Genomic DNA, 23,614 nt, shown 5'->3' on the forward strand with positions numbered 1-23,614 from the left:
TCAGCCCACCGGGAGCATCGTGGCGATCGCGTCCTTCACCGACTGCACCTGCGGGCCGATGACGACCTGGACGTTGTGCGCGTCGAGCTTCATGACGCCGACGGCGCCCAGCTTCTTCAGCCGCGCCTCGTCGACCAGGGCCGCGTCCTGGACCGTCATCCGCAGGCGGGTGATGCAGTTGTCCAGGGACTGTATGTTCCCGGCCCCGCCGATCGCGTCGAGCATCGCCTCGGCGTCGTACTTGCCGCCGACCAGTTCGCGCTCGGCGGCGACCGGTTCGCGCGGGGCGGCGGCCTCGTCGCCGCTCCCGTCGGCGCCGGTCTCCTCGCTCGGGGCCTCGTCCGTCCCGACGGCGTCCGGCGGTTCGGGCTCCTCGCGCCCCGGGGTCTTCAGGTCGAAGCGGGTGATCGCCCACCGGAAGAGGAAGTAGTACGCCGCGAACCACACCGCGGCGATCACCGGGACCAGGTACCACTTCGTGGTGGTGCCCTGGAGGACGCCGAAGACCAGCCAGTCGATGACGTTGCCGTCGGTGTTGCCGATGAAGACGCCGAGGACGGCGGCCGTCAGGAAGCCGAGTCCCACCAGGACGGCGTGGATGACGTAGAGCCAGGGCGCGATGAACAGGAACAGGAACTCCAGCGGCTCGGTGATGCCGCCCACCACACAGGCCACGACGCCCGAGACGAGCAGCGCCTTGACCTCCGGACGCATCTCCCGCCGCGCGCAGTGGTACATCGCGAGCGCGGCGCCGGGCAGCCCGCCGAGGTAGGCGGCCATCTTGCCCTGGGAGAGGAAGTGGGTGGCCTCGGTGACGGCCTGCGAGGGCGGGCCCGAGCAGTCCAGGTGCGCGTAGAACATGCTCAGCGCGCCGGAAACGTTGTCACCGCAGACGGCTCCCGAGCCGCCGACGTCGGTGAAGCGGAACATGGCGACGAGGATGTGGTGCAGCCCGATCGGGCGGAGCAGGACCTCGCCCATGCCGAAGAAGAACGGGCCGAAGACACCGGTGTGGCCGATGCCGCGGCCCACCGAGGTGATCCAGCCGTTGAACGTGGGCCACACCAGCGGGATGAGCAGCCCGAGCACGCTCAGGACCAGGGCGGAGATGATCGGGACGAAGCGCAGACCGCCGAAGAAGGCCAGCGCGTCGGGCATGCGCTGGGCACGAAAGCGCCGGTGGAGGACGCTGACAACGATGCCAACGGCCACGGCTCCGAGCAGTCCCGTATCGATGGACTGCACGCCGAGGACGTCGGCGATGCCGTAGTGGGCGACGGTCTTCTCGTCCTCGAAGTCGACGTCCTTGGCCGTGAGGTAGAAGTTCACCGCGAGGTTCATCGCCGCGTACCCGACGAAACCGGAGAAGGCGGCCACCCCCTTGTCCTCGCGCGCGAGCCCCAGCGGGATCGCCATCGCGAAGAGGACCGGCAGGAAATTGAAGGCGACCAGCCCCGTGCTCGCCATCCACGTGAAGACGAGGTGGAACACCTCGGCCTTGAGGAACGGCAGGTTGTCGGTCACCGCCTCACTGGAGAGCGAGGAGCCGATGCCCAGCATGATGCCGCAGAAGGCGAGCAGCGCTACCGGGAGCATGAACGTCTTGCCGAGGCCCTGGAGGAACTCCCAGAGCGCGGCCTTGGTCTTCTGCATGTGCGAGGAACTTTTCTGCCGGGGGAGGACTCGGTCCCGCGCTCACCGGGGCGGTGCGGGAGCCGTGGCGATCAGATCACGCCAGATCGGCGGCTGTCCATGGGCGTTGGGGTGCGGGATCGGCGCCGGCCCCGGGGTCGCCGGAGGCGCCCACAGTGACGCACGTCTCAGGAACCGTGCTGCGGTCGCGGAGAGGTACGGGACGTGAGGGATTCAGAGGACGACCTGCGATGGCGGGTAAGGGCCGGTGAACGCGAGGCGTTCGCCGAGCTCTACGAGCGAGGCGCGCGCACGGTGTACCACCACGCACTGCGGCTGACCGGCGACTGGTCCACGGCGGAGGAAGTGATGTCGGAGACGTTCCTGGCCGCCTGGCGGTCCCGGGAGAGGCTGGACGCGACCGGGGGTTCGCTGACGCCGTGGCTCCTGGGCATCGCCACCCACAAGGCGGAGAACGCGCGGCGCGGACTGCGCAGGCGGCGTGCCTTCCTGGCCCGGGGCACCCAGCAGACGACGGTGGCGGACTTCGCCTCCGAGGTGGCGGGGCGGATCGACGACGCGCGGCGTCTGCGGGCGGTGCAGGTCGCCCTCGATCGGCTCAAGCGCCAGGAACGTGAGGTGCTCGCGCTGTGCGTGTGGTCGGGCCTCGACTACCAGCAGGCGGCACAGGCCCTGGACATCCCCGTCGGCACGGTCCGCTCACGCCTGTCGCGGGCCCGCGGGAAGCTCTCCCGGTTGACCGAAGAGGCATCGGAGGGGCATGGAACCGGGGACCTCACGGGTCCCGGAGGCCTCACCGGGGCCGGGGAGCCCACGGATCCCGGAGGCCTTCCAGGGCCCCGGGAGACCACGAGATCCCGGATCGGCATGAAATCCCGAGAAATCAACAAAAGCCGGGAGAAGACGGAACTCCGGTCGGCTCGCGGAGAGATGAAGGGTGACGCCGCACTCGCGGCTCGGCCCGTGCGGGAGGGAACCGTATGAACCACGACGACACATCCTGGTCCCGGGACCGGCGGCACTCCGACGCGGAAGCGATCGCCGGACTGCTGCCCGTGCCCGCCGACTGCGACCTCCCGGACGAGCGGTACCTGCACCACAAGGAACTGCTGATGCGTCACATCGACGAAGACAACGCCAACGCCAAGACCGCAGGGGCCCCCGCGTCCCGCCCCCGCAGACCGTTCCTGCGTCCCGCGCTGCTCGTGCCGGTGACGGCGTTCGCCGTGGCCGCCGCGGTCGTGGGCGGCGTGGTCGCCACCGGCGGCGACGGGAACAGGCCCACGGCGGCGGAGCGGCACGAGCCCGGCCAGGGCCGGCCCGCCACCGTGCTGCTCGACCGGATCTCCACCGCCGCGCTCAAGGACGACGCGCCGAAGGTCGGGGACGACCAGTATCTCTACACCCGGTCGAAGATCCGCGAGGCCGACGTCACCAGCGGCAAGGCCGTCGTCAGCCCGCTGAGGGACCTGGAGACGTGGTCGTCGCAGAAGCCGGGCCCGCAGAAGAAGCTCGGGATCTCCAGGTCCGACGGCGAGACCCTGGACATCAACGCGCAGCTCGGCGACACCGAAGGCACCGAACCGGGCCTCTCCCGGCCCACCTACCGCTGGCTCGCCGCCCTGCCGACCGACCCCGACGCCCTGCTGAAGTACCTGTACGCCAAGACGCCCAAGCACGCAGGCGCCGAGCGCGACCAGGCGGTGTTCGACGAGATCGGGTCCCTCCTCGGCGGCGTCATGCCGCCCGACACGGCGGGCGCCCTGTACCGGGCCGCGGCACTGATCCCGGGCGTCGAGAAGACCGACGAGGCCAAGGACGCCATCGGCCGCCAGGGCCTCGGCATCAGGCGGGACGACGCCACCTTCGGCACGCGCACCGAGTGGGTCTTCGACCCCGACGGCCTGGCGTTCCTCGGCTCGCGCAGCTACCTGACCGAGGACGGCGCCCACGGCGAGCGCGGAACCCTGCTGTACAGCAGCGCGCTCATCGCCCAGGCCGTGGTCGACGAGGCGGGTCAGGAGCCCGGCCCGCGCCACCGCGTCAAGCTGCGGGGCGCGGAGACGGCCCGGCCGAGCTGACGCGGCGGCAGCGGCGGCGCCCCGGCCGCTGGGCCACCCCGTCCTCCAGGACGTCGACGTGCGGCAGGTCCCGGTGGCGGTGGTGGGCCTCGGCGACGGCCGCGAGGGCGGGGCGGTCGAGGGCGCGGTAGGCCGCCGGGAGGAGTTCGGCGGCGGCCGCCTCGCGGACGGGGTCACCGCCCGACGCCCAGTGCAGGTCGCGGCCGAGCACCAGGGCCTCCGTGGGGTCCCCGGCCGCGAGGCGGCGCCGGGCCTCCGCCACGGCCGCTTCGAGCTCCGCGGGGTCCTCGAACACGGCGTGCATGTGCGCCGCGAACCGGTACTCGTCCACGGCGTGCTGGGCCGGGCGCCCCAACGCCGTCTCGCCCGGCACGAGGGCGCCGGCTCCGTCCAGCGTCGTGACCCGGTCACGGGGGCGGACGGAGTTGTCGTACGCCCGCGAGTAGGCGAGGCCCGTCTCGGGGCGGTCGCCCGTCTCGTGGGCGGTCAGGTGCTCCCTGAGCCGGCCGAGCCGGGCCCGCCGCGCCGCCGCCTCGTCGCTCCGCTCGTCGTCGTCGAGGTCGCGCCAGCAGCGTTCGAGGAGGGCGCGCACGGCCTCCAGCGGGGTGGCCGCGCTCATGTCGACACCGCCGCCGTCGTGGGTGTGGTAGGAAGCGACCCCACGAGGGGTACGACCGTCGTCGAACCACAGGCCGTGGTGGAGGCCGTCCGAACCGCCGTGCAGGAAGGTGAGGAACTCGGGCGGATCGCGGTAATACCGGCCGTGTACGCGCACGTCGATGCCCGCGCGCGGCCCGCGAGCGGGATCGGCGAACAGATCCATGACCCCGGCCGGACTCACGTCCATCTCACCGAGCGCCCGGCTCTCGACGGGCCCCAGGGACTCCAGGAACGTCCAGAACCGGAAGAGCGCGTCGGGCAGTTCGAAGCCCCAGTCCCGCAGGACGCGAGCCGCGACCTCACCCCGCGTGGTCGTGGCCCACGGGCACTCGGTGTTCTCGCCGTGCATCGATGGTCCCCTCGGCGCTGCGTGTGGCTCCTGCGAGGGCCGAGCGTACCGACCGGGTGGGTCGGGCGGGTCGTGCCGGGTCGGTAACCTCCCCAGGGATCACGGACGTGGGGAGTCGTACATGGGTCCAGAGGAAACGCGGGACACCGCCGAGCGGCTGCGGGCGATCTGCGGCGAGCTGGCGGAGCGGTTCTACGAGCGGGACGAAGTGGTGCGGACGCTGGTGGTGACCCTGCTCGCCGGGCAGCACTCGCTGGTGCTCGGCCCGCCGGGGACGGCCAAGTCCGAGATGGCCAGGGAGCTCACCGGCAGGATCGAAGGGGCGGCCTACTGGGAGATCCTGCTCTCCAAGTTCACCGCGCCGACCAGGATGTTCGGGCCCATCGACGTCGCCGCGCTGGCCCGCGGAGAGTACCGCCAGGTCTACGAGGGCCGCGCCACGACCGCGCACATCGCGTTCATCGACGAGATCTTCAAGTGCTCGACGGCCGCGCTGAACGAGACCCTCGGCTTCCTCAACGAACGCATCTACCACCCCGAGAACGGCGGCGCGCCCCTCGCCTGCCCCCTGATCGGGGCCATCACCGCGAGCAACGAACTGCCCAGCGGCGCCGAATCGGCCGCGATCTACGACCGGCTCCTCGTCCGCGTCGAGGTCGGTTACCTGGCCGACCCCGCCAACTTCGCCGCACTCGTCCGCTCGGCCGTCGGCCGCCGCACCGCACCGGCACGCACCACCGTCGCGCTGGAGGCGCTGCGGCGCGCGGTGACCGACGCCGTGCCCGCCGTGGACGTGCCCGACACGATCGTGGACGCGGTGTGCACCCTGCGGGCCGCCCTGCGCCGCAAGGAACTCATCGCGTCCGACCGCCGCTGGCGGCAGGCGGTGGGCCTGCTCCAGGCGTCCGCCTTCCTCGACGGCCGCCCGGCGGTCGCCGAGACCGACCTGTCGGTCCTGACGCACGTGCTGTGGGACTCGCCCGCCGAACGCCCGACCGTCGAGCGCGAGGTCCTGCAACTGGTCAACCCCGACGCAGGGGAGGCCCTCGACCTCGCCGACACCCTCGACGAGCTGGAGGCGCAGCTCGACGCCATGGCCGGGCAGTCCCGCGAGGCCCTGAGCGACTGGGTCATCAAGAACGCCCACAACAAACTGGCCAGGGCGGGGATCAGACTGGAGAAACTGCGGGAGGAGGCGGTCGTCGCGGGCCGCTCCACCGCCGCCATCGACCGGGTCACCGGCCGGCAGCGCGCCGTCAGGGCCCGCGTCCTCACCGAGGCCCTCGGCCTCGACGCCGGCATGGTGCCGGCGCAGCCGTAGCGGAACCGGAGGAGGACCATGGACACCACGCCGAGCAGGCTGGACGAGCTGGCCAGCCGGGGCGGGGCGTGGCTCGGTGGGTCCGCCACGGCGTCGGCGCGGCACACCACGGCCGTGCTCGCGGACCCGTTCGACCGCATCGCATGGCGTGAGACCCGTGCGCGGTCAGCGGGGCTGCGGGGCCTGGACGCGGAGCTGAGCCGGAGCCACGCGCACGCCACCGACCTCCTGAGCGATGTGTTCCTGGCGGCCTACCGAACCGCCCCGCGGCTGCGCGAGCCCACCGAGATGGCCCCCTCCCGCCTGGTGAACCACCACATCCTCAGCGCACTCACGCAGTCGGCGGACTTCGCCGCACTGCACAGGGAGACGGCCGGGGACCCGTACGCCGCCGCCATGGCCGTCCTCGCGCAGGCCGGGGAGCTGCGCCGGATGCTGGAGCACTCCCGGGGCGCCCGTGCGCGGGCCGAGCGGGCGGAGGCGGCCCAGCGGGACGCCGGAAGCGCGGCGGCGGCCGTGGGCGAGGCGCTGGAGCGGGCCGCCGAGGAGGCCGCCGGGGACGGCACGGTCCCCGCGCCCGCCGCAGCCGCCGTACAGCGGGCGATCGAGGCGGCGGAGGCGGCGCGGACCGCCGCGCGCCAGGCGGCTCAGGACGCCGCACGGCCCCTTCCCGAGGCGGCGCCCGCCCTGCGCGCCACGGCCCGGCACGCCGTGGCGAAAGCCGCCGAGACCGTACGGGAGGAGGCCGCGCTGACGCGGGCCTGGGGCGTCGGCCCCGGCGAACTCGAACGGCTGTCGTACGACGAGCGGGCCAGGCTCGCCGAGCGGCTGCGCACCGGCCGCCTCGCGCGGTGGGCGGAGCTGATCGGACGCTTCCGGCAGATGGCCGACGGGGAACGCGCCCGCAAGGTGGAGAACACCGCGGGCGAACTCGTCGGCGTCACACTCGGCGACGACCTCTCCCGCGTCATCCCCTCCGAGCTGGCCAACCTCGGCGTACCCGAGCTGCGCGCGGTCTTCGCCGCTCGCCACGCCGCCGGGGAGCTGATGCTCTACGACAGCCTGGGCGAGCAGACCACCGGCCAGGGGGCCGTCATCGCCTGCGTGGACACCTCGCACTCCATGTACGAGGAGGGGCCGGGCTCAGTCACCAGGGAGGCATGGGCCAAGGCGTGCGCGCTGGCCCTCCTCGACCAGGCCCGGCACGCGGGGCGGGACTTCGTCGGCATCCTGTTCTCGGCCGCCGACAAGCTCCAGGTGTTCCGCTTCCCGGCCGGCGAGCCCTCCGGCATCACCCGCGTACTCGACTTCGCGGAGACCTTCCTCGGCGGCGGCACCAGCTACCAGACGCCTCTGACAGCGGCCAGGGAACTCCTCGCCGAGGAGTACGACGACACCTCCCGCGCGCGGGGCGACATCGTCATGCTCACCGACGACGAGTGCGACGTCACGGAGGAGTGGATGCGGGCCTGGAACGACGCGAAGCACGCGCTGGACTTCCGCGTCTTCGGCATCGCCATCGGCGCCCCGCCCGCCGCCGAGGCCGGCTCGGTCCTCGACGCCCTCTGCGACAACCTCCGCTCGGTCGAGGATTTCACGGACGTCCACGCGGCGGCGGACCTCTTCCGCCTGATCTGAGGGCCCGTCATCGGACCTCGGCGGCGGTCGGACCGCCAGACCGCGGCGTCAGCGTGTGCGCTGTGGCTGACCCTTTGACCTCACGCTGGCGCTGGACCTCCGCGACGAACTGCCGGAAGGGGAGATCGCCGAACTCCGTTGGCACCTCGGACCGGGTCCTCAGCCGGAGGTCCTCGGCATCGTGACCGAGTTCCCGGTCGTGGTGGAGGATGAGCACGGGGAGCCGGCCGTGGAGGACCACCCCGAGCCCCTGCTGGGCCAGAACGGCGAAGCGAGCGACGTGGGCGGCGTGCTTGCCTCGGTCCTGCTGCGCGGACAGGACACCCGGCCCGGTGCGTGGGCGCTCACGAGTCGGCAGGAGATCCACCCCGATCGATCCGAGGAGACCGGCTCACTGCTCGGCTGGCTCGCGGCCCGCGCCGGCGACGCGCGTCGGCCGGTCGACCTGGGGTGGATCCGTTTCCATGAATCCCGCGAGGTCGAGCCGCTGGTGGTGTGTGACGGTGAGGTGGTCCGGCCGGCGTGGCGGCCGTCCTCGGACCGAGGGGCCGTGCGCATGAGGGGGAGTGCCGTGGTGACGGTGGTCAGGGGTTGACCCAGGCGCTCGGGGCGTCGGTCAGTGCCGCGACGGCGGGCGGGAGCCGGGCGGTCGCGACGTCGGCGAGCGACACGCCCTCCAGGATCTCCCGCACATGGGACCGCAGCGCGATCCACAGCGGGAGCAGGGACTCGGCGGGTCCGCTGTAGGACAGCTCGGGCGGCCGGACACCCCGCACCGAGACCAGCGGCCCGTCGACGGTCCGGATGACGTCGGCGATGCTGATGTCCTCCGCCGGCTTCGCGAGCCGGTAGCCGCCGTTGCCGCCGCGCCGGCTGCGCACGAGCCCGCCCCGGCGCATGTCGTTCAGGATGCCTTCGAGGAACTTGTGCGGGATGTCCTGGGCGCCGGCGATCGCCTCCGCCTTGACGGGCGGCCCGTCGTCCGGGGACGCGGCGAGTTGCAGCGCGGCACGTACCGCGTAGTCCGCCCTGGCTGAGATCCGCATACGGGCATTATCCCGTACGACGTGGACCGGTGACCGCCGCGGGCGGGCGCCCGGTGGCCGCCGGGCGCGAGCGCGCCCGGCGGCCGGGGTGGGATCAGGCAGCCGACGGCGTGTAGTGCGCGGCCTCGTCCCCCTCGACGACACGGCTGAGCGCGCCGTCGACGCCGGCGGGAGCGTCACCCGCGACGGTCACCCGGTGCAGCAGACGCGGCAGGTCGCCGTAGTCGTCGGGGGCGTAGTGCTGGGTGATGCGGTTGTCGAACAGGACGAGGTCGCCCGGCGACCAGACCACGCGCACGATGTTCTCGGGACGGGTGACGTACGCCTGGAAGATGCGCAGCAGATCGCGGGACTCGGAGGGGCTGAGCCCGATGATGCTCTGGGCGAAGCCGCCGATGAAGAGACCGCGCTCCCCGGTCTCGGGGTGGACCCGCACCACCGGGTGCGCGGTGCGGTACTTGCGGGACACGAACCGCCTGCGGTGCTCGGCGGCCTTCTCGGTCCTCGGGGCGGCGTAGTCGTAGTCGTTGGTGTGCACGGCCCACAGCCTGTCCGCGAGATCGCGGAGCGCGTCGGGCAGATCGCGGTACGCGGCGGCCGAGTTGGCGATGAGCGTGTTGCCTCCGTACGGCGGGACCACGATGCTGCGCAGCGTGGACGCCTTCGGGGGCGTGCGGACGAAGGTGACGTCCGTGTGCCAGTGGTTGGCGCGGATGCCCTCGTCGCCGTCGACGGGCAGGATCTCGGGCTGTCCGTCGACCGAGGGGACCGTCGGGTGCGCGTTGGTCAGTGCACCGAAGAGGGAGGCGAAGCGGAGCTGGCCCGCGTCGTCGAGACCCTGGTCGCGGAAGACGAGCGCCTTGTGTTCGAGGAGCGCGGAGTTGATCTCGGTGACGATGGCGGGGTCGAGGTCCGCGGAGAGGTCCACGCCGTGGATCTCGGCGCCGATGCGACCGCCGATCCTGCGGATGTCGAAGCCGGTGCTGGTGGTGCTCATGTGCGGGTTTCCTTTCAAGGGGCAGGGCAGGGCAGGGCAGGGCAGGGGGGTGGGGGCTTGGGGTGGTCGTGGCCGGTGTGCGTGCGGGTCATCCGCCCGTGGGGACGCGCCAGGAGCTGAGCCGCCGCTCCACGGCGACCAGGAGCTGGTTGAAGGCCACGCCGATGGCGGAGATCGTGATGATGCCCGCGTACATCTGCGGGATCGCGAAGTTGTACTGCGAGGCGTTGATCAGATATCCGAGCCCCGCCTTGGCGCCGATCATCTCGGCGGCGACGAGGACGAGGATGGAGACCGCCCCGGCCAGCCGGATGCCGGTGAACATCGTCGGCACGGAGGCCGGCAGGATCACCTTCTGGAACAGCCGGTGCGCCGGCAGGTCCATCGACCTGGCCAGTTTGAGCAGGGTCGGGTCGACGCCGCGGACCGCGCTGATGGTGTTGAGCAGGATCGGCCATGTGCAGGCGTACACGACGATGGAGATCTTCGAGGTCTCGCCGATGCCGAGCAGCAGCACGAACACCGGCAGCAGGGCGAGCGCGGCGGTGTTGCGGAACACTTCCAGGAGCGGCCCGAGGAGGTCCGCGACGGGCCGGTACCAGCCGATCAGAAGCCCGAGCGGTACGGCGAGGGCCACGGCGATGCCGAAGCCGCTGAAGGAGCGCACCAGGCTGGCCCGCGCGTTGTCGGCGAGCTGCCCGTCGGCGGCCAGCCCCCACCAGGCGTCGGCGACCTCGCTGAACGGCGGCAGGAAGGTCCGGTCGGCGAGCCCGAGGCGCGGCGCGACCTCCCACAGCAGCAGGAGCGCCACGACGGCCACGGACCTGGTCACCGCGCCGAGCAGCAGCCGAGGCAGCCGATGCGCCACTCGGCGGCGGAGTGCCGCGGGGGCTGTCGCTGACTGGGGTTTCGGCAGTGCCGCTTCTGGCCGCGTCGTCTCCGTGGGGGCCTGCGGTGGCGCCTTCGCGGGTACGGAGGCGCTGTGCGGGGCAGCGGTGGCCGACCCGTCGGCGGTGGCGGTGGCCGCCGCATCGGGAGCGGCGGTGCGGGTCGTCGGGCTCATGCGGAGACCTCCTCCTTCTCCAGCTCCTGCGCCCTGGCCACCTCGTCGCGCAGGAGCGACCAGATCTCGTGCCGGTGCCGCGCGAACTCGGGGCTGGAGCGGAGGTCGTCCGTGCCCGTGCGGGAGTCGAGCGCGATGGGCACGATCCGCTTGACGCGCCCCGGCCGCGAGGACATGACGGCGACGCGCTGCCCGAGATGGACGGCCTCGTCGATGCCGTGGGTGATGAAGACGACGGTCTTCCCCGTGCGCTGCCAGATGCGCAGCAGCTCGTCCTGCAACGACTCCCGGGTCTGGGCGTCGAGCGCGGCGAACGGCTCGTCCATCAGCAGGACGCCGGGGTCGTAGGCGAGGCTGCGGGCGATCGCCACGCGCTGCCGCATCCCGCCGGACAGCTCGTGCGGATGGCGGTCCTCGAACCCGCGGAGGCCCACCAGAGCGAGGAACTCCCGGGCCCGCGCCGGGCGTTGCCGACGCGGGACGCCGGTGGCCTCCAGGCCGAACTCGACGTTGCCCTGGGCGGTGCGCCACGGCAGCAGCGCGTACTGCTGGAACACGATGCCGCGGTCCAGACCCGGGCCGGTGACGGGTCTGCCGTCCACCAGGATGCGCCCGGTGGTGGGCCGGGCCAGACCGCCGAGGAGGTCGAGCAGCGTCGACTTCCCGCAGCCACTGGGACCGACCAGGACGAAGAACTCCCCGTCCGCTATCTCCAGGTCGATGCCGTCCAGCGCGGTGACGGCGCCGCCACGCCGGGCTCCCGCGCGTCCCTTGGCGGCGAACTCCTTGCGCACGTCCTCGAAGACGATCTTGGGTGCGGGGGTGACAGGGGCGGTAGGGGCGGGGGTGGTGGACAGGAAGGGGGTGGGAACGGAGTGGGTGGGAACGGAGTGGGTGGGTTCCGGCATGGGTCAGTTCCCGCTCTTGTCGGAGGCGTTGTACTCGTTGGTGTAGAGGTCGGCCCGGCTGACCCCGCCCTTGTCGATGTCACCGCGTTCGGCCAGCCAGTCGATCCAGAGCTGGAGTTCCTTGCCGGTGATCAGGCCGCCCTTCTCGGCGACCCCGTAGGACTTCCAGTACTTGAGGGGAGCGGTGTCCTCGTTGCGCCCGCGCTTCTCCACGATCTCCGTCATCCGGTCGATGACCTCTGCGCGCGGGGTGGCACGGGACCATTCGATGGCCCGCCCGACGGCGGTGACGAACGTGCGGGCCGTATCGGGATTCGCCTTCAGGAAGCGGTCCGTCATCACGAAGGTGCCCGCGCTGAAGGCGCCGAGGAGTTCGTAGTCGGTGAACAGCGGACGGATTCCGCCGGCCGCGAGTGCCTTGTCCCGCAGGACGCCGCCGAGCACGGCCACGTCTATCTGCTTCTGCCGCAGGGACTGCTCGGTGTTGACCGGCGGCACCACCAGCGGCTCGACCTCCTCCCTGTCCTTGCGGGAGAGTCCGCCCCGTTGCAGGTAGATGTCGAGCATGGCCTCGGAATGGGCGCCGAGGGTGTTCATGCCGACCTTGGCGCCGAGCAGGTCACGGGGCGAGCGGATGGGGCTGTCCGCAAGGACGTAGAAGCCGTTGTAGGCGTGTTTGTCGGCTCCGTAGTAACTGATGACCGCCTTGATCGGGGCGTTGTTCGCGGCGAGTTTGACGACCGCGCCGTTGAAGGCGCCGCCGAAGTCCGTCTGGCCCGTGGCCGCGGACTGGATGTCCTGGGGCCCGCTGATGGTGTTGCCGACCCACTTCAGCTTCACGTCCCCCAGATAGCCCAGGTCGGCGGCGAGTTCGGGCAAGGTGACCTGTCCCGCCCAGCCCTGGTAGCGGAGCGTCTTGGTCCGGCCCCCGCCGGATGTGGCGGTCGCCGAGGCGCCGCAGCTCACGGCCGCCGCGGAGAGAGCGAGCAGGGAGAGGAACTGACGTCGGGTCGATGCCTTGGCGGCCATGAATGCGTCCTGTTCGAAAACGGGTGGGGACGGTGCGGGACCGGCGGAATCACCCGCGCGGGCACGCGGGCAGCGGTCGTCGCGAAAGAGAGGAAAACGAAGCGGGGCGTACGGGCGGCGTTGCCTGAAGCGTGTGGGAATGCGGCGCCCGACGGCTGAATTCGGCGCCCGGCGGGGAATGCGGTGCCGGACGGAAGGTTCGACGCCCGGCGGCGCATTCGGTGCTCGGCGGAAGATTCAGCGCCCGGCGGGGAATGCGGTGCTCGACGGCGGATTCAGTGCCCGGCGGCGGACTTACTGTCCGGCGGCACAGATGGCGCTGGCCTGCCGTCGCAGATCGACGTGCAGGCGCGCGGTGAATTCCTCGTGCTTGCTCACACCAAGAGAGTCCCAGTGGAAATCGGCCGGGTCAACGCCGTGAGGGAGGGCTTATGTCGCCCGCAACGCGGGTAACCGCGGTGAAGCACGGCGTTCACAATGAGCCGGTCCTGCGGACCGGCTCCTCGCGCGCTGGGCCGGGGACGCCGTCCCCGCCGCCCGACTCAAGGCATGAGTACGACTCAGGGCACCAGCACGACCCTGCCGAAGACCTTCCCCGCGTCCATCTCGCCGTGGGCCCGTGCCGCCTGGTCAAGAGGCAGCACCTCGTGCACGACTGTGCGCAGGGTGCCGCGCGCGGCGTCGGCGAACTGGGCGGCCCGCACGGTCCGCCGATCGGGGCCGGACACGGTGTCCGCGCTGAACGTGGCGAACGACAACGACGTGCGGAAGGCGTCCATGAGCCGCATGCCGAAGTCCGCCGGGGGCTGCCCGCCGACCATGCCGACGGCCACATACCGCCCGTTGGCGTTCACCTGGTCGAGGAAGAGGGGGATCTGAGGGCCACCCACGATGTCGATCACCACGTCGAAGCCCGCCGGAGCGCCGGGGCCGCCCTCACCGAACCCGCCCCCATCGAGCCCGCCCTCGCCGGTGCGGTCGAGGACATGGGTCGCGCCCAGCTCCCGTAGCCGGGCGCCGCGTTCGGCCGACGAGGTGGTGACCGCCACCGCGCTCGCACCCTGCCCGGCCGCGAGCTGGACCGCCGTGACCCCGATGCCGCCCGCCGCACCCCGCACGAGCACCGTCTCCCCGGGCGTGAGGCGGGCCCGGTCCAGGCGAAGTGGGCGACCACGCCGGAGCTGCCGAGGGTCACCGCGTCGGCGTCGGTCAGGTCGTCGGGCAGCGGAAGGACGTCGTCGACCGCGGCGACGGCCTGTTCCGCGTACCCGCCGGACAGGCCGGTGGACGCCCACACCCGCCGTCCGATCCACGAGGTGTCCACGCCCTCGCCCACCTCGGTGACCCTCCCCGCGATCTCGCTGCCGAGGAGGTGACCCTCCCGGAAGCCGTAGGCGGCGAGCGCTCCCCGGCGGATCATGGCGTCCACACCGCCCACGCCGATCGCCTCCGTGGCGACGCGCACCTGCCCGGGCGCGACGACGGGCACGGGCACATCGACGACCTCCAGGCCGGCGGGGTCACCGAACGTCCTGATCACGACGGCTTTCATTTCAGCCCCTCGGGTCCGGGGGCGGCGAAGGCGCCGCCTTCGGACCGTAACGGGCACGCGCGTCCGTCCGGCCGAAGTGAGAGACGATGACCGGCCGTTTGCCTCGGATCATGTGCGCCCGCGCACCGACGCCCGCGCAGCCCCGGGCTCGCCGACGCCGCGCCCTGAAGGGTCAGGAGGGCAGGACGAAGGGCGGGTGCGCGCCGTTGAGGACGAAGTCGCCGACGTCGCGGAGCCGGTGGGCGCCGGGGGCGTGCAGGGCGTGGGTGCGGGCGTTGCGCCAGAAGCGGTCGAAGCCCAGCCGGGCGGAGGCGGAGGCGGCGCCCACGATGTCGAGCGCGCGGGTGGTGGACTCCCGGACGGCGTCGGCCGCGGCGGCTTCGGCCATCGCCACGAGGACCGAGATCTCCGCGTACTCGTCGTAGGAGAGCGTCGCGCCCCGGGCGAGCCCTTCGCCGACGGCGTCCAGGGCCTGCGCGCCGAGCGCGGAGGCGGAGCGCGTCAGGACCGTCAGCTCTCCGTACATGGTGAGCGCGTGCGGGTCGCCGGGGGCCTCGACGGGCCACGCCGGCTGCCGGGCCGCGTGCCCCGCCCTGCTGTACTCGCGGGCCTCGGCGAGCACCCCTTCGGCGATGCCCAGCCGGAGCTGGACGGCGAGGAGACGCCCGACGGGGGAGGCCAGGGCGGCGGGCGGCGACAGGATGTCCTCGTCGGCGGAGAGCGAGCCGAGCACGTCGTCGCCGGTCACCCGCACCGCGTCGAACTCCACCGTGCCACCTCCCGCGAGGCGTTGGCCGAAGGTGTCGGCGTCGTCGTCGATCCGTACGCCGGGACGGGTGGTGTCGACGACGACGGCCAGCGGTTCACCGGTGCCACCCCGCATGGCCCGCACGGCGACGCGGTCGGCGACGAGGACGCCGGTGGTGTGACTCTGCCGTCCGCTCACCGTGTAACCCTCGCCCGACCTGGTGAGCGTCAGGGGCGGCTCCCGGTGGGCGAAGCCGCCGCCCCAGCACGATCCCTCCGCCGCGGTGCGCCGCTCGACGCGGTCGGCGAGCGCCGGCTCTGCGAAGAAGCGGGCGCCGCCGGACAGGAAGTAGTGGGAGCCGAGCAGTTGGGCGATCGAGCTGTCGGCGGCGGCGATCTCCCTGACGACGGCGTAGGCCGTGGGCCAGTCCGCGCCGCCCCCGCCGGCCCCGGCCGGTGCGAGCAGCGTCAGGAGTCCGGCTTCGCGCAGCCGGGACACCTCGTCGAACGGCGCCTTCCCCGCCTGGTCCCGTGCCGTCGCGTCGGTTGCCAGGTCGTCCGCCGTCTCGCGGGCCACGCGCAGCCAGTGCTCTCGGCCGGGCCCGACGTGCTCGGACTCCGGGGCGGGAACGGCCGGTGCGGTGGCGACGCCCATGGCGGAGGTCTCCTCAAGTTCGGTCCCAGGACGCGGCGTTGGGCGGTCCGGCTGCCGGTGGGCCCAACGGTGTGTACGGGCCACGTTCTTCATCCTCCGCACGCGGCGGGTGGGCGTCAATACTTTCCTAGTAAATCGATAGGGAAAGTAGGGAGCGCGGGGGACATGAGGGGGCCGGGAAGGGCGGCCACCAGGGGTGCTCGGCTGTCAGGCGCCGGATGGGGCTCCGGTCTGCCGTAGTCCTCGGAGGAGCAGCGCGACCATCCGGCGGGGGTCGTAGTCGGGGTCGCCGTCGCGGCCGACGCAGAGGTTGCCGATGCCGCGCATCAGTTCAAGGGCCTGCGTGTCGGGCGCGATCTCGTCGGCGTCCACCGCCGCGTCGAGCAACTGCGCGCAGACGGGCACCAGGCGGTCGAGGAAATAGCTGTGCAGCGCGTCGAAGCCGCCGCTGTCCGACTGCATCGCGTTGGCCAGGCCGTGCTTGGTGACCAGGAAGTCGACGAAGAGGTCGACCCATTCGCGGAGCGCCGCGAAGGGGGAGTCCGCGTCGGCCAGCAACCGCGGTCCGGCCTCCGCGCACGCCTCGACCTGGTGGCGGTAGACGGCGACGACGAGGTCCGCGCGGGTGGGGAAGTGGCGGTAGATGGTGCCCATCCCGACACCCGCTTCGGCGGCGATCTGCCGGATCGGCGCGTCCACGCCGGAGGTGACGAACACCGCGGCGGCGGCCTTGAGCAGCGTCTGCTGATTGCGCTGGGCGTCGGCCCGCTTGCTCCGGGCGGGCCGTGGCTCGCCCGAGGGGGCGGCGGGGGCAGGGGGCACCACACGCTCCTTTCGCTGTCGGTCCGGTCGGTTCCGCGGCCGGGTTCAGGTCGGGTGCGCGGAAGCCGGGCAGGGGTCCGTTGACAAAGCGGAACGTTGCTCCGTATCGTCCGTGACGTAAGTGGAACGTCGCTCCGGTTCATAGCTTAGCCGAACCCGGGCGCTCCTCGCTGCCTCCCCATGCCGTCGGCCGCACCGGCCGACGCCGAGCCCTTCGAATGGACGTACGCATCATGAGCGCATCGACTCACACCACCGACGCCACTCCCGCCTCGCCCGCCCCCGTCCTGTCCATCGCCCCGGTGGCGCTGCCGGTCCCCGGCCGCCCCGTGGACCTGGAGATGCGCATATCGGCCCCCGTGACCGGCGACGACCTGCCGGTCCTCCTCCTCTCGCACGGCCAGGGCCCCTCCAACCACCTCTCCTCGCTCAACGGCTACGCACCCCTGGCCCACTTCTGGGCGGCGCACGGCTTCGTCGTCATCCAGCCCACCCACCTGAGCTCGCGGACGCTGAGCCTGGACCCCGCCACCCCGGGGGCGCCCATGTTCTGGCGGTCGAGGGCCGAGGACATGCGGCACATCATCGACCGGCTCGACGAGATCGAGGCCGCGGCGCCGCACCTCCGCGGGCGTCTGGACCGCGACAAGATCGCCGTGGCCGGGCACTCGATGGGCGGCCACACCGCGGGCCTGCTGCTCGGCGCCATGCTCACCGACCCCGACGACGGCGCCGAGGTGAGCCTGGCCGACCCGCGCGTCAAGGCGGGCGTCCTGCTCGCCGCGCCCGGCCGCGGCGGCGACGCGATCAACGAGTCCGTGGCCGAGATGTTCCCCTTCCTCACCACCCCGGACTTCTCGCGGATGGCGGCGCCCACCCTCGTGGTCGCCGGTGACAAGGACGACTCCACGCATCTGACGAACCGCGGCCCCGAGTGGCACACCGACCCCTATGTGCTCGCACCGGGCCCGAAGAGCCTGGTCACCCTGTTCGACGCCGGGCACGGACTCGGCGGGGTCTCCGGGTACGACGTCGCCGAGACGACGGACGAGGACCCCGGGCGGGTGTCCGCGGTCCAGCGGCTCACCTGGGCCTACCTCCGCGCCCAGCTCTTCCCCGGGGACGGTGCGTGGCAGTCGGCGTGCGACGCGCTCCTGACCGGCCCCGATGCGCTGGGCCGGGTCGAATCCAAGTAGGCGGCGCGGGGCCCCCGTTCGTCGGACGCCACCCTGCGCGGCTACTCGCCGGCCACCTCGCGCACACCCCCGAAAGCCCACGCCGCGACATCGCCGTAGCGGATCGGGCCCGGACCGCGCACGACTTCGCCGGCCACCAGGTGCAGACGTTCCGTCTGCCAGGGGCGGCCGGCGAAACCGGCGAGGCCGGTGGCCGCCCGGGGTGCGCACGACGGGGTGTCGCGGCGGGCGCGGGCGAGGGTCAGATGGGGGCGGAATCGGCGGTCGGGGAGAGCGATGCCGCATCCCGTGACCGTGGCGCGCACGTCGGCGGCCAGTTCATGGAGCGCGTCGAGTTCCCCCGCGACGACGGCCCACAGCACCCGCTCGTCGAAGTGGCCGCCGCCGCGGAGCGCCAGGGTGAGGGGTGGACGGGCGGTCGCCAGGTCCGCGAGGGGCGAACGCAGGAGCGGGATCACGTCGGCGGGGACCTCGCCGAGGAACGCCAGCGTGATGTGCCAGTCCTCGACGCGGTTCCACCGCATGCGCGGATGCGCGGCGTAGGCGGGACCGAGTTCGCCCACCAGCTCCCGCTTCGCCTCGTCGGGCGGCGCCAGGGCGATGAACACGCGGGCGGTCGGGAGCGGAGTCTCTTCGTTCACGAGGACTTCGTACCGCATCGGCGACGTCAGGCCGAAACCGGCGAGTCCGTCCTGTCGCCCACCGAACCCTCGGTGGCCGACCGCGGGATGGCGCGGTCCTGGCGCAGTGCCGACCAGACCCGCTTCGACGCCTGCTCCATCGGCTTGACGCGTCCGGCGTCCCGGGCGTCGTAGGTGACGGGCATCGTCACCATGTCCAGGTGCCCGGGGCCGATGCCCCGCAGCTCCTCGGCGAGGCCGAGCAGCTTGTCGGCGGAGGCCAGGTCGGAGTCGGCGCTGATGGTCTTGGTCGCGGTGTCCGCCAGGGAGTACGACTTCGTGGGGTCGCTCAGCGGGTCGACCGTCTCGGCGCGGTGGATCAGCGCCTTGATGAACGCCTGCTGGAGCTGGATGCGGCCGAGGTCGCTGCCGTCGCCCACACCGTGCCGGGTGCGCACGAGCGCCAGGGCCTGCTTTCCCTTCAGCGTGTGCTTGCCGGCGGTCAGGGACAGGCCGCTGTTGGGGTCGTGGATGGCCTCGCGGGTGGTGATGTCCACGCCGCCGAGCTCGTCGATGAGCTTCTGGAAGCCCTTGAAGTCGACTTCGAGGTAGTGGTCCATGCGGACGCCCGACATCTTCTCGACCGTCTTCACGGTGCAGGCGGGGCCGCCCACCTGGTAGGACGAGTTGAACATGGCCTGGCGCGCACCCGGTGCGGCGCCGCCGTGCGGCTGCGCGCACTGGGGCCGCTCGACCATGGTGTCGCGCGGGATGCTGACGACCGAGGCCTTCTCGTGGGTCTTGTCGACGTGCAGGACCATCGCGGTGTCGGCCCGCGCGCCGCTGACGCCGCGGCCGTACTGTCCGTGGGTGCCCGCGCGTGAGTCGGAGCCCAGCAGGAGGATGTTCATCGATCCGTCCCGCTGCCGCGCCGGCCGGTCGTGCCCGAGCGCGGCGTCGACGTCCGTCCCCTGGATGTTGCCGTCGAGGTGGTGCCAGGCGTAGGCCACGCCACCGCCACCGGCGACGACGGCCCCCAGGGCGCCCCATGCGACGAAGCGCGGGGCCTTCTTGCGGGGCTTGCGTCGGGAGCGGCGTACCCGCGGGGGTCCGTGGTCGGGGGCCGCGGGCCCGCGGTGGTCCTCGTTCCCGCTCCCGTGCCTGTCGTGCGGCATGCGCTGTCCCTACTTCTCATGGGCACTTCTCATGGGCCTTGTCGTGGCTTCTCACGGGCCCAGCTGTGACCGGCGGCTCAGTACGCGGAGTCGACGTTGTCGATCGAGCCGTACTTGTCGGCGGCGTAGTTCGCGGCAGCGGTGATGTTGGCGACCGGGTCGGTCAGGCTGTTCGCGGTGCCCTCGACGTGGTAGGCCTCGAAGGTCGGCTGGATGACCTGGAGGAGGCCCTTGGACGGGGTGCCGTTCTGCGCGTTGACGTCCCAGCCGTTCTGGGCGTTCGGGTTGCCCGAGGACTCGCGCATGATGTTGCGGTGCAGACCCTCGTAGGAGCCGGGGATGCCCTTGTCCTTCATGATGTCGAGGGCCTCACGGATCCAGCCGTCGAGGTTGTCGGGGTGGTCCTTCTTGGCCGCCTGGACGGCCTTGGTCACCTCGGTAGTCTTGGCCGGCTCGGCGGCGTGGGCGGAGGTGGGGATCAGCGTGAGAGCCGCGGCCGCGGCGCCGGCGGTGGCGATGCCCGTGACGGAGAACTTGCGGAGTCGGGCGTTGCGGGTCGGCGTGACGGTGGTGGCCATGCGAGTGCTACTCCTCGGTGCGCTACGTGGGTGGGGCTCGGTGACCCGGACTGGGTCACCCGCTGCGGGTCCCGGGCGAATTCGCCCGGTATGTCCCGCTGTCCCGGAACTTCAGCAAGAGTTAGCGGCGCTCCAGGGGGTGCGCAAGGGTGTGACGTACTACCCCGTTACGCAGAGCTTCTCGCCCGGCGGCGGGACGAACGGCCCCAGGCCCGACGCCCCGCACCCCACGGCTACTACCGCCTTTAGCATGTGACGTAGCCCCTATGGGTGGGCTCACAGCCTGCGCCCTGTTTTCGGGCTTTCCCAGGCGGGCAGCAGAGGCTCCGGGCGGTGCGGGCGGCGCCCAAATCCGTTACGTGCGGTGGGCGTTCGCTGCTCCGGGTCACTCCGGAGCGGCTCCGGGGCATCCCGGGGCCCCGCCGCCTCAGCCGCGCTCGCGGAGGTAGGCCTCCAGCTTCGCCGCGCCGGTCAGCATGGCCCGCCCGCGGGCGGACAGCCGGCCGCGCCAGTCGCTCAGCATCGCCTCCAGGGGTTCGAGGCCGCCGGCCGCACGCACCTGGGTGATGAGCGGGGTGATCTGCTCCAGGAGATAGCCGCCGCGCCGGAGCTGATGGGTCAGGCGGGCGTCCCGCACGGCGGCGTCGTCGTACACGCGGTAGCCGGTCGCCGGATCGCGGCGCGGCCGTACGAGGCCCGCGCGCTCCCACTTCCGCAGCGTCGCGGGCCGGAGCCCGAGACTCTCCGCCAGCGGCCCGATGAACGTGCCCCGGGGACGCGGACCCGGCGCGTCCGGCTCGTCGGCCGCGCCGGGAGCGAGGTCGCACAGGGCCCGCTCCACGGCCTGGAGCGTGCGCCGGTCTTCGAGGAGCCGGGCGTGGCTCTCGTCGATGAGGCGGAACGCCTCGTCCGCCGCGCCCTGGTTGACGGCCCGCAGCACCGACGCCGCCGTGTGGTGGCCGTGGCCGGGCACCAGGGCGAGGAACGCGTCCAGGGCCCGGGCGTGCAGCGGGGTGTAGGTGCGGTAGCCGTGCTCGGTGCGGTCGGCGGCCGGGAGGATGCCGGCCTCCTCGTAGTTCCTGACCGCCTGGGTCGACAGGCCGTGCTCACGCGCCAGATCGATCGGTCGGAGCCGTTCCGTGTGTTGAGGGTTCTTCGCCACGAGGCCGACGATATCGCGGTCCTCTCCCCAGAAGTCTCAACCGCTGGGTCAGCGATACCGTTGAGAGGCATGGCCACCGACACGCAAGCCGCTCCCCCTGCCCTCGCCACCGCGACCCTCATGAAGCTGCTCCCTCACCCGCCACGGCTGACCACCGTGGACGACCCCGCACACGCCGACGGCCCCTCGCTCGAACGACGCGAGGATCTCTTCCGGCGACTCGTCGAGCGGGAAGGCCCTCGCACGATCGCGTTCGAAGGTGACGGCGTACGGGGGACAGTCGTCGACGACTACGTCAGGTGGGGCAGGGGCACGCTGGACGAGGCCGTGGAGGCGATGAAGGGCATGGCGTACGGGCCCTGCCACGGGCCCGGCCATGACTCCGGCGCTCCCGACGGCGACCGCGAGTTCGTGCGCTGGACGCGCGCCCGCAACGAAGGCCGCCCGTCAGGCGAGCGGCTGCGCCTCGCGGGCGTCGGCGGCCCCCTGGAGAGCAGCGGCACCGCGAGCCCCCGGGCGGCACTCACCGCCCTCCACGGCCATCTCGCGGCCCGGGTGGACGCCGACCTGCTCCCCTGTACGGCGGAACGGCTCGACCGCCTCCTCGGTGCGGACCGGCGATGGACCGAACCGGCCGCCCTGACGGACCCGGCACGGTCCGTGGGGCGGTCGGCCGACGCCATGGAGCTGCGGCTGCTCGCCGATGACATGGAGGCGCTGCTCGACGCGTGGCCGCCGCACGCGACGGAGCAGGGCGCGCGGGACGGCCGCCCAGGACCGGGCGCGGGGGAGGACCGGGACCGGGCGCGGCTCTACGCGCGCACCGCCACCGGCCTGCTGCGCCGCCACTACTGGATGGCCGACGCGTCGCCGGACCGCACGGCACGCCTGGTGGGCCTGCGGGACCAGATGACGGCCGCCGACCTCCTGGCCCTGGCCAAGCGCGGCCCGGCCCTGGTGTACGCCCGCAACCGCCCGCTCCAGCGGGGGCGGGGCGCGATGCGGATGAGTGATCTGCCCCTCGCGTGGTGGAGCGCCGGGGTGATGGTGGGCGCCCGCCTCGGCGGAAAGTAGGCGGCCGGACCGTCGGGACGGGGGCCTTCGGCGTGCCCGGCCGGGCGGCCTTGCCTAGCCTGGAGGCCTCGGGGCCGTCACGGAGGTACCCCTATGCCCCGCCCCGTCTGGTCCGGCGCGATCAGCTTCGGTCTGGTGACCATCCCGATCAAGGTGCTGCCCGCTACCGAGAAGCACAGCATCCGCTTCCACCAGTACCACCTGGCGGACATGGCGCGGGTGCGTACGAAGAAGATCTGCGAGCTGGACGGCCAAGAGGTCACGAGCGCCGAGATCGGCAAGGGGTTCGAGGTCGACAGGGACACCGTCGTCGAGATCAGCGACGAGGAGCTCGACGACATGCCGCTGCCCACCGCCAAGGCGATCGAGATCACCGCGTTCGTGCCCTACGAGTCCATCGACCCGGTCAGGATCGGGGAGGGCTACTACCTCCAGGGCGACGGCCAGGTGGCCGCCAAGCCGTACACCCTGCTGCGCAAGGCGCTCGAACGCAGCAGCAAGGCCGCGGTGGCGAAGTTCGCCTGGCACGGCAGGGAACGGCTCGGGCTGCTCCGCGTGCAGGACGAGGTGATCGTCCTGCACGCCATGAAGTGGGACGACGAGGTGCGCAGCCCGGAGACCCTGGCGCCCAAGGAGGTCGAACTCGACGAGGCCGAGATCGAGCGGGCCGTGCTCCTCGTCGACTCGATGACCGCCGACGGCATCGAAGGGCAGGAGTGGGCCACCGACCGCTACACCGCCGCCCTGGAGGAGGTCATCGCGGCGAAGGCGGGTGGGAAGCAGCCGCCCGCGGCTGCGGAGAAGGAGGAGCCCGAGGGGAAGGTCGTGGACCTCATGGCGGCGCTCCAGCAGTCCGTGCAGCAGGCGCAGGCCTCCCGCGGCGAGGGCGGCCGAGACGACCAGGACGCGACGGTCCACGAGATGCCGACCGAGCGCGGAGCCAAGAAGCCGGCCGCGAAGAAGACGGCGGCGGCCAAGAAGTCGACGTCGAAGCGGACGACCGCGGGGAAGAAGACGACGGCCAAGAAGCGCGGGGCCTAGCGGCTCCACCCGGCCGGGCTCGCGGCGGTCACCTCGCCGGCGGGCGCGCCGCGACGGCGGAGGGCTCCCCCGTCGGAAGGCTCGGCCGTGGCCCGCCCGAGCAGCCGAGGTGTCCCGCGCGGCGGACTCCGCCCAGCGGTCGCCGACGGCGGCCAGGTGGACCTCGGCCGCCCACGGGCCGGGCCGCGCCGACGTCGTGGCCCGCGAGCGCGGCGGAGACGATGCGCTCCCGCGGGTCGGACGCGCC

At 72.6% G+C, this 23,614-nt stretch carries 22 protein-coding genes and 1 pseudogene; 8 read left to right on the top strand and 15 right to left on the bottom strand.

The window, feature by feature from the left end; translation table 11 throughout:
* A complete protein-coding gene (gene malX / locus DCW30_RS16600; protein ID WP_076687584.1) occupies nt 1-1,653 on the bottom strand; it encodes a maltose/glucose-specific PTS transporter subunit IIBC in 1,653 nt (550 codons plus the stop codon).
* A gap of 204 nt (nt 1,654-1,857) precedes the next feature.
* On the opposite strand from malX, the gene DCW30_RS16605 reads away from it, so the two are divergent.
* Both DCW30_RS16605 and DCW30_RS16610 read left to right on the top strand, forming a co-directional pair.
* Complete coding sequence (locus DCW30_RS16605; protein WP_076687585.1) at nt 1,858-2,637, top strand: RNA polymerase sigma factor; 780 nt, start codon at nt 1,858-1,860, stop codon at nt 2,635-2,637.
* The gene (locus DCW30_RS16610) at nt 2,634-3,734 is read left to right on the top strand and encodes a CU044_5270 family protein (RefSeq protein ID WP_076687586.1); all 1,101 of its coding nucleotides are present in this window, start codon (nt 2,634-2,636) and stop codon (nt 3,732-3,734) included. Before DCW30_RS16605 ends, DCW30_RS16610 begins: the two co-directional genes overlap by 4 nt.
* Here DCW30_RS16610 and DCW30_RS16615 read toward each other — a convergent pair.
* Nucleotides 3,697-4,743 carry an ADP-ribosylation family protein gene (locus DCW30_RS16615; protein WP_076687587.1) on the bottom strand — a complete coding sequence of 349 codons (1,047 nt, stop codon included), beginning with the start codon at nt 4,741-4,743 and terminating at the stop codon, nt 3,697-3,699. The two genes, DCW30_RS16610 and DCW30_RS16615, sit on opposite strands and share 38 nt — an antisense overlap.
* A 121-nt stretch (nt 4,744-4,864) precedes the next feature.
* On the opposite strand from DCW30_RS16615, the gene DCW30_RS16620 reads away from it, so the two are divergent.
* The 3 genes from DCW30_RS16620 to DCW30_RS16630 all read left to right on the top strand — a co-directional run bounded on the left by DCW30_RS16620 (nt 4,865) and on the right by DCW30_RS16630 (nt 8,297).
* Nucleotides 4,865-6,064 carry an AAA family ATPase gene (locus DCW30_RS16620; protein WP_076687588.1) on the top strand — a complete coding sequence of 400 codons (1,200 nt, stop codon included), beginning with the start codon at nt 4,865-4,867 and terminating at the stop codon, nt 6,062-6,064.
* 18 nt (nt 6,065-6,082) lie between these two features.
* A complete protein-coding gene (locus DCW30_RS16625) occupies nt 6,083-7,702 on the top strand; it encodes a VWA domain-containing protein (RefSeq protein ID WP_076687589.1) in 1,620 nt (539 codons plus the stop codon).
* 181 nt (nt 7,703-7,883) lie between these two features.
* Entirely contained in the window at nt 7,884-8,297 is a 414-nt protein-coding gene (locus DCW30_RS16630; protein WP_205576633.1) for a hypothetical protein, read from the top strand.
* Here the strand turns inward: DCW30_RS16630 and DCW30_RS16635 are convergent.
* From DCW30_RS16635 to DCW30_RS16675, 9 genes and pseudogenes are all read right to left on the bottom strand, one after another.
* The gene (locus DCW30_RS16635; RefSeq protein ID WP_076687592.1) at nt 8,287-8,748 is read right to left on the bottom strand and encodes an RrF2 family transcriptional regulator; all 462 of its coding nucleotides are present in this window, start codon (nt 8,746-8,748) and stop codon (nt 8,287-8,289) included. The genes DCW30_RS16630 and DCW30_RS16635 overlap by 11 nt on opposite strands.
* Before the next feature lie 94 nt (nt 8,749-8,842).
* Entirely contained in the window at nt 8,843-9,745 is a 903-nt protein-coding gene (locus DCW30_RS16640; RefSeq protein WP_076687593.1) for a TauD/TfdA dioxygenase family protein, read from the bottom strand.
* Nucleotides 9,746-9,833: 88 nt separating this feature from the next.
* Entirely contained in the window at nt 9,834-10,808 is a 975-nt protein-coding gene (locus DCW30_RS16645; protein WP_079250239.1) for an ABC transporter permease, read from the bottom strand.
* Nucleotides 10,805-11,716 carry an ABC transporter ATP-binding protein gene (locus DCW30_RS16655; protein WP_079250240.1) on the bottom strand — a complete coding sequence of 304 codons (912 nt, stop codon included), beginning with the start codon at nt 11,714-11,716 and terminating at the stop codon, nt 10,805-10,807. Before DCW30_RS16655 ends, DCW30_RS16645 begins: the two co-directional genes overlap by 4 nt.
* 3 nt (nt 11,717-11,719) lie before the next feature.
* Nucleotides 11,720-12,745: an ABC transporter substrate-binding protein gene (locus DCW30_RS16660; protein WP_076687594.1), complete on the bottom strand. Its 1,026-nt coding sequence runs from the start codon at nt 12,743-12,745 to the stop codon at nt 11,720-11,722.
* Nucleotides 12,746-13,039: 294 nt separating this feature from the next.
* Nucleotides 13,040-13,123 carry a putative leader peptide gene (locus DCW30_RS38225; RefSeq protein WP_373569081.1) on the bottom strand — a complete coding sequence of 28 codons (84 nt, stop codon included), beginning with the start codon at nt 13,121-13,123 and terminating at the stop codon, nt 13,040-13,042.
* A 182-nt stretch (nt 13,124-13,305) separates the two neighbouring features.
* Nucleotides 13,306-14,297: pseudogene (locus tag DCW30_RS16665) on the bottom strand (zinc-binding dehydrogenase).
* Nucleotides 14,298-14,469: 172 nt separating this feature from the next.
* The gene (locus DCW30_RS16670; RefSeq protein WP_076687595.1) at nt 14,470-15,699 is read right to left on the bottom strand and encodes an acyl-CoA dehydrogenase family protein; all 1,230 of its coding nucleotides are present in this window, start codon (nt 15,697-15,699) and stop codon (nt 14,470-14,472) included.
* Nucleotides 15,700-15,906: 207 nt separating this feature from the next.
* Nucleotides 15,907-16,521, bottom strand: coding sequence for a TetR/AcrR family transcriptional regulator (locus DCW30_RS16675; RefSeq protein WP_076687596.1), 615 nt, complete (start codon nt 16,519-16,521; stop codon nt 15,907-15,909).
* Nucleotides 16,522-16,754: 233 nt separating this feature from the next.
* On the opposite strand from DCW30_RS16675, the gene DCW30_RS16680 reads away from it, so the two are divergent.
* Nucleotides 16,755-17,717, top strand: coding sequence for an alpha/beta hydrolase family protein (locus DCW30_RS16680; RefSeq protein ID WP_076689682.1), 963 nt, complete (start codon nt 16,755-16,757; stop codon nt 17,715-17,717).
* Between the two features lie 41 nt (nt 17,718-17,758).
* On the opposite strand, the gene thpR is transcribed toward DCW30_RS16680, so the two are convergent.
* From thpR to DCW30_RS16700, 4 genes are all read right to left on the bottom strand, one after another.
* Nucleotides 17,759-18,358 (bottom strand): RNA 2',3'-cyclic phosphodiesterase, encoded by a 600-nt coding sequence (thpR, locus tag DCW30_RS16685; RefSeq protein ID WP_418347324.1) that lies wholly within the window; start codon nt 18,356-18,358, stop codon nt 17,759-17,761.
* Between the two features lie 26 nt (nt 18,359-18,384).
* Entirely contained in the window at nt 18,385-19,512 is a 1,128-nt protein-coding gene (locus DCW30_RS16690) for an LCP family protein (RefSeq protein ID WP_076687598.1), read from the bottom strand.
* Nucleotides 19,513-19,589: 77 nt separating this feature from the next.
* On the bottom strand, nt 19,590-20,090 hold the full coding sequence (locus tag DCW30_RS16695; protein WP_062769037.1) for a transglycosylase SLT domain-containing protein: 501 nt from the start codon (nt 20,088-20,090) through the stop codon (nt 19,590-19,592).
* A 427-nt stretch (nt 20,091-20,517) separates the two neighbouring features.
* Nucleotides 20,518-21,252 (bottom strand): TioE family transcriptional regulator, encoded by a 735-nt coding sequence (locus tag DCW30_RS16700; RefSeq protein WP_076687599.1) that lies wholly within the window; start codon nt 21,250-21,252, stop codon nt 20,518-20,520.
* A gap of 69 nt (nt 21,253-21,321) precedes the next feature.
* Between DCW30_RS16700 and DCW30_RS16705 the strand changes: the two genes are divergently transcribed.
* Nucleotides 21,322-22,326: an erythromycin esterase family protein gene (locus DCW30_RS16705; protein ID WP_076687600.1), complete on the top strand. Its 1,005-nt coding sequence runs from the start codon at nt 21,322-21,324 to the stop codon at nt 22,324-22,326.
* 93 nt (nt 22,327-22,419) lie between these two features.
* The gene (gene ku / locus DCW30_RS16710) at nt 22,420-23,367 is read left to right on the top strand and encodes a non-homologous end joining protein Ku (protein WP_076687601.1); all 948 of its coding nucleotides are present in this window, start codon (nt 22,420-22,422) and stop codon (nt 23,365-23,367) included.
* Nucleotides 23,368-23,614 lie beyond the last annotated feature (247 nt).

The organism is Streptomyces alfalfae (genome assembly GCF_004127445.1).
In the GTDB taxonomy this organism is placed as follows: domain Bacteria; phylum Actinomycetota; class Actinomycetes; order Streptomycetales; family Streptomycetaceae; genus Streptomyces; species Streptomyces alfalfae.